This is a genomic window from Pelomonas sp. KK5 (assembly GCF_001984095.1).
GTDB lineage: Bacteria > Pseudomonadota > Gammaproteobacteria > Burkholderiales > Burkholderiaceae_C > KK5.
This window is the reverse complement of sequence record NZ_LYVQ01000316.1, coordinates 1-5,671: the sequence shown is the minus strand read 5'-3', so window position 1 is coordinate 5,671 and position 5,671 is coordinate 1. Positions and strand designations below refer to the sequence as shown.

Genomic DNA, 5,671 nt, shown 5'->3' with positions numbered 1-5,671 from the left:
CAGGAAGGCCCGCACCGCGGCCGCGCGCGCCTCCGACAAGGCCTGGTTGTCCTTGAACTGCGCCGACTGGATCGGCACGTTGTCGGTGTGGCCGACGATGCGCACGGTGCCCGGCACGTCGTTGAGCGCCTCGGCCACGCGGGTGAGGATGGCCTCGGTGGCGGGCGCGAGCCGGGTCAGGCCGCCGGTGAACATGCCGTCGCCCTTGAACACGACGAGCGAGCGGCCCGGTCCGTCGGTGACGGCGACGCGGCCGGCCTTGATGTCGTCGGCCAGCAATTGCGCCAGCGTCAGCGTGCGCGGCGCCGGCGCGGCGGCCGCCAGCGGGATCTTCGCGATGGCCTGGATGTCGGCCTGCACGGCGGCGCCCTGGCGCAGCAGCTGGTACTTCTGCCAGGCGAATGCGCCGAACAGGGCCAGGCCCAGCAGGCTCGCGCTGACCCACACCGGCAGCGAGCGCAGCATCCGGAAGCGCCCCTCGGTCTCGCCGCGCCAGTGCTCGGACAGCTCGCGCGGCAGTGGCGGGCGGCCCTGCGCGACCAGCACATGCAGCCGGTGGCGGATCGTCTCCAGGTGGCGGCGGCCGTCGGCCTGGACGCGGTAGTCGCCCATGAAGCCGAGGCTCAGCAGGTGGTGCATCAGCTCGATCACAGGCAGGTGTTCGTCCACCGACTGCGCCAGCCGCCCGATGATCAGGAAGACCTTGCGACCGCCGTGGCTCTCGCCGTGCAGCGCATTGAGCAGGGCCAGCGTGGACCAGTGGCCGGTGCTGTCGGCGCCGCCGCCGGCGGTGGGCGTGAGGTTGATCGCCTCGTCCAGCGCGGTGCACAGCGCGTAGCGTGAGATCAGCATGTGGTCGCGCCGCAGATTGCATTGCTCGCACAGCCGCGTGAACACCTTGAGCTCCTGCACCAGCAGCCCGTGCAGGCCGTTGAGGCCGGTCACGTCCAGGCGCTGGGGGATCTCGGCCAGGCTGCGCAGCAGCACCGTCGCGGCCTCGATGATGGGATTGGCGCCGCGCTGCTGCGCGGCCTGCACGGCCGCCAGGCGCTCCTCGTATCGGGGCCCGGGCTCGAACTGCAGCGCACTGACGGGCGCCGAGCCGATGCCCAGGCCGTCGGCCACGTTCAGCGCGGGCTCGCGGGTGGCGAGGGCGGCGCGTTCCTGATTGGAGTCTTTCATCGTGCGTCTCCTGCGCTTCTGTTCAGCGCACGCCCCAGAGCTGCAAGCGCAGGCCGGGCAGCGAGCGGGCCACGTGCAGGCCGATGCCGCCATGGCTGACCAACTGGTCCCACAGCGGGCCGCGCGCCTCGAGCTGGAAATAGACATGGCCCGCGTTGAACGGAATCTGCCGCGGCGGCACCGGCAGCACGCGCAGCCCCATGCCGGGCAGGTGCAGGCGCACCAGCTCCGCCAGCCGGTCGCTGGGGGCCAGCTTGGCGTGGGCCGCGAACTGGGCGGCCACCTGGTCGCCGGGCAGGTCGGCCACGACTGCCAGCACCACCGACTCGAAGCCGGCCAGCTGGCTCGGGTCGATGCTGGCGAGATACATGCCGTTGGGCTTGGCCTCCAGCGCGAACTCGGCGGCGCTGCGCACGGTCAGCGCGTTGAGCAGCCAGCGCGCCTCCTCGATCAGCGGCTTGAACGAGGCAAAGGGATCGCCGTGGTCATAGGCCGCGACGGGCCGAGGCCGGCGCGTGTCCACCCGCACGAAGGTGGCCAGCTCGCCGGCGAGGGAACGCAGCAGCGCATAGATGGCCTCCGGCGAGGTTTCGCGCAGCCGCAGCCGGTGCTCGAGCAGCGGCTCGTAGCGGTTGAGCGCCTGCAGCAGGATGAAGTCGCTGACCTCGGCGGCCTGGGTGCTTCCGGCGGCGCCGGCCAGCCGGCCGGCGAGGAACTCGGCGCGCTGGGTGCAGGTGCCCAGCAGCTGGCCGAACCACCGGCTCAGCAGCGTGGACGCGCCGTAGTGGTTGACGGGGGCGATGAACTCGTTGTCCAGCTCCGCGCTGCCGTCGCCGTGCAGTGCGCGCACGCGGGCCACGGGCAAGCCCATCCAGGCGCTGGTGAGCTCTTTCTCGGGCACCAGGGTCAGGCGCAGGTTGCTCAGCTGCACCGGGCGCGGGCCCTGGCCGATCGAGTTGGAGTCGCGCAGCTCGATGTCGAAGACGTTGAAGCGGGCGAGCGAGCCGGGCGCTTCCTCGAAGGTGGTCTCCTCGCCGTTGGGCGCCCGGATAGGCAGCGCCAGATGCACGCGTTGATTGAGGTGCTCCTCGCGCAGCGCCAGCGGCGCGGGCAGGCGCGCATGGCCGGGCGCCTGGAAGGGCGTGCCGTCGGGGAAGACGCCGCTGCAGCGGCCCAGCACCAGCTTGCCCAGGCTCAGCGCCTCGACGTCGAGGGCCAGATCGGAGAAGCCCCAGAAATAGGGCGTCAGCGGCGCGACGCGGCGATGGGCGAACCACTCCAGGTAGCGTTCCTGCTGCTGGAAGAGCTGGGGGCGGATGAACAGTCCCTCGCTCCAGGTGACCTTGTTGTTCCAGTTCATGGTGCTTCGTGGTTCAGGACGCGTTGTTGCTGACGGCGATGCCCTGGGCTTGCAGCTCGATGCGCAGGTCGCTCTTGTTGGCGGGCACCAGCGCGCGGTACCAGGCGGCGTCGGGCGCGTCCGGCAGGCGCTGGACGACCCGCCAGGTCGACTGGGCGAGGCTGCGGTAGCCGGCCAGCACGCCGATGGCGCGCGTTTGCGGATGGCTCGACCGCTCGATGCGGCGCGACTCGCCGGGCCGCAGGATGAACTCGTCGCGGGCCAGCAGGTCGGCGCCGAGCAGCGTGCGGTCCTTCTCGTCGAGGCTGAAGTAATCGGCCTCCTGGAAGGCCTGCACGTCCCTCAGCTCGTAGATCCGCAGGCGGATCGGCGCGGCGCGGCCGGCGTCGTCGGGGTTGACGCCGTCGCTGGCGAGGATGTTTAGCAGCAGGCGCGTGCGCTCCTTGTCCTGGGCCCGGGCGGTCGATACCGCCAGCAGGCCCAGGAGGCAGGCGCGGCGATGGAGGGACGTGGACATCGCGGGCCGGCCTGGGTCAGGCTTCCTTGTTGAGCTTCAGGTCATAGCCGGTGGTGACGGCACCGCCGGAGCCGCCCTGCTGGTTCTGCACCGTGTACTCCTGGCGCACCTTGGCGAAGGACAGGCCGATGCGCTCGCGGATGCGCTCGTCATCGCGCGAACCGGCCGGGCTGACCTTGGTGATGACCACGTCGGACATGGTGACCTTCAGGTACTCGAGCGGATTGCCGCCCGCCTTGCGCACCACCAGCACCGCTTCCTGGATGTGCTTGCCGGTCAGGCAGTACTTCATCAGGTTGGGGCTGGAGCGGTCGACGTTGTGCATGAACACGAGGTCGTTGACGGTGGCCTTGCCCGAGCCGCCGCCCGAGCCCATGTGCATGTTCGATTCCTGGACGATGTCCCAGGACCAGTCGAGGACCTCGATCTCGTTCTTGTGCGAGGCATCCATGCTCTCGCCCTCGATGCCGGTGATCTTGATGAAGATGTCTTGTGACATGGGGTACTACTCCTTGCTGTGGAACAGGGGGAATGGATCAGGCCGCGGCCTTGACCGACGGCAGCTTGGCGACCAGGCGCAGGCTGACGGTCAGGCCTTCGAGCTGGAAGTGCGGCCGCAGGAAGAACTTGGCGTTGTAGAAACCGGGGTTGCCGTCGACGTCCTCGACGACCACCTCGGCGGCCGCCAGCGGGCGGCGGGCCTTGGTCTCCGGGCTGGAGTTGGACGGGTCGGCGTCCACGTAGTTCATGATCCATTCGTTCAGCCAGCGCTGCATCTCCTCGCGCTCCTTGAACGCGCCGATCTTGTCGCGCACGATGGCCTTCAGGTAGTGCGCGAAGCGGGTGCTGGCGAACAGGTAGGGCAGGCGGGCGGAGAGGTTGGCGTTGGCCGTGGCGTCCGGGTCGTCGTACTCCTGCGAGCGCTGCAGCGATTGAGCGCCGATGAAGGTGGCGTGGTCCGTGCCCTTGCGGTGGATCAGCGGGATGAAGCCGGCCTTGGAGAGCTCCGCCTCGCGGCGGTCCGAGATGGCGATCTCGGTCGGGCACTTCATGTCGATGCCGCCGTCGTCGGTCGGGAAGCTGTGACAGGGCAGGCTCTCCACCGTGCCGCCGGACTCGACGCCGCGGATCATCGTGCACCAGCCGTAGAGCTTGAAGCTGCGGTTGATGTTGACGGCCATCGCGTAGGCGGCGTTGGCCCACACGTAGCGTTGATGATCGGCGCCCTCGGTTTCTTCCTCGAAGTTGAACTCGTCCACCGGGTTGGTGGTGGCGCCGTAGGGCAGGCGGGCCAGGAAGCGCGGCATCGCCAGGCCCACGTAGCGGGCGTCGTCGGTGTCGCGCAGCGAGTTCCAGGCGGCGTGCTCGAGGTTGCCGGTGATCTTGAACAGGTCGCGCGGGTTGGCGAGTTCCTGCCAGGAGTTCATCTGCAGCGTGGAGGGCGCGGCGCCGGCGATGAAGGGTGCGTGCGACGCGGCGGCGATGCGGGCCAGCGAGCCGAGCAGCTCCACGTCGGGCGGGGTGTGGTCGAAGTAGTAGTCGGCCACCAGGCAGCCATAGGGCTCGCCGCCGAGCTGGCCGTACTCCTCCTCGTACAGGCGCTTGAAGATCGGGCTCTGGTCCCAGATCACACCCTTGTAACGACGCAGTGACTTGCGCAGCTCGTTCTTGCTGACGTCCATGAAGCGGATCTTCAGCATCTCGTCGCTCTCGGTGTTGCTGACGAGGTGGTTCAGGCCGCGCCAGGCGGATTCGAGGTTCTGGAAGCTCTCGTGGTGCAGGATCAGGTTGATCTGCTCGCTGAGCTTGGCGTCGATCTCGCCAATGATGGCCTCGATGCTCGAATAGGCGTCGTCGCTCATCGTCACCGTGTTGGCCAGTGCCTGCTCGGCCAGCGTGCGCACCGCGGATTCGACGGCCGAGCGCTGCTCCTCGCTGCGTGGCTCGAACTCGCGGTTGAGCAGGTTGGCGAAGGTGTCGGGGGCGAAACCGGTACCGCCGGTGCCCACGGATTGAACTTGTGTTTCCATGCTGGTTGGTCCTCTTCTTGGTCAATGCGTGGCGTCGGCCTGCGGCTTGGGCTGGGCCGCGAGCGTCTTCATCAGCGCCGGGTCGGCCAGCAGCTTGCGCACCAGGTCCTCGGCGCGGGACTTGCCGTCCATATAGGTCTGCAGGTTGGCCAGCTGGGTGCGGGCGTCGAGCAGCTGGCGCAGCGCGTCGACCTTGCGGGCGACGGCGGCGGGGGAGAAGTCGTCCATGCACTCGAAGGTGATGTCGACGGCCACCCGGCCTTCGCCGGTGAGCGTGTTGGGCACGGTGAAGGCGACACGCGGCTGCAGCGCCTTCATGCGCTCGTCGAAGTTGTCGACGTCGACCTCAAGGAACTTCCGCTCGGTGAGGTCCACCGACTCGGCCTGCGACTGGCCGGACAGGTCGGCCATCACGCCCATCACGAAGGGCAGCTCGACCTTCTTCTCGCTGCCGTAGATCTCGACGTCGTATTCGATCTGGACGCGGGGCGCCCGGTTCCTTGCGATGAACTTCTGACTGCTTGATGCACTGCTCATGAAACCTCCTTGGTTGATGCGGAGTGGTGGGGTGAGAGGGGAGGG

6 protein-coding genes are annotated in these 5,671 nt (G+C 68.8%); all 6 read right to left on the bottom strand.

The window, feature by feature from the left end; genetic code table 11:
* Positions 1–1,182, bottom strand: a 1,182-nt coding sequence (gene icmH / locus B0W88_RS29165; protein ID WP_077038044.1) for a type IVB secretion system protein IcmH/DotU, incomplete at its 3' end; no start/stop codon positions are given.
* Between the two features lie 22 nt (positions 1,183–1,204).
* A complete protein-coding gene (gene tssK, locus B0W88_RS29160; protein WP_077038043.1) occupies positions 1,205–2,542 on the bottom strand; it encodes a type VI secretion system baseplate subunit TssK in 1,338 nt (445 codons plus the stop codon).
* Between the two features lie 13 nt (positions 2,543–2,555).
* Positions 2,556–3,059, bottom strand: a complete 504-nt coding sequence (gene tssJ, locus B0W88_RS29155) for a type VI secretion system lipoprotein TssJ (protein ID WP_077038042.1) — start codon at positions 3,057–3,059, stop codon at positions 2,556–2,558.
* Positions 3,060–3,075: 16 nt separating this feature from the next.
* Positions 3,076–3,558 carry an Hcp family type VI secretion system effector gene (locus B0W88_RS29150; protein ID WP_077038041.1) on the bottom strand — a complete coding sequence of 161 codons (483 nt, stop codon included), beginning with the start codon at positions 3,556–3,558 and terminating at the stop codon, positions 3,076–3,078.
* Between the two features lie 37 nt (positions 3,559–3,595).
* Positions 3,596–5,089: a type VI secretion system contractile sheath large subunit gene (gene tssC, locus B0W88_RS29145; protein WP_077038040.1), complete on the bottom strand. Its 1,494-nt coding sequence runs from the start codon at positions 5,087–5,089 to the stop codon at positions 3,596–3,598.
* A 21-nt stretch (positions 5,090–5,110) separates the two neighbouring features.
* A complete protein-coding gene (gene tssB / locus B0W88_RS29140; protein WP_077038039.1) occupies positions 5,111–5,626 on the bottom strand; it encodes a type VI secretion system contractile sheath small subunit in 516 nt (171 codons plus the stop codon).
* Positions 5,627–5,671: the final 45 nt, after the last annotated feature.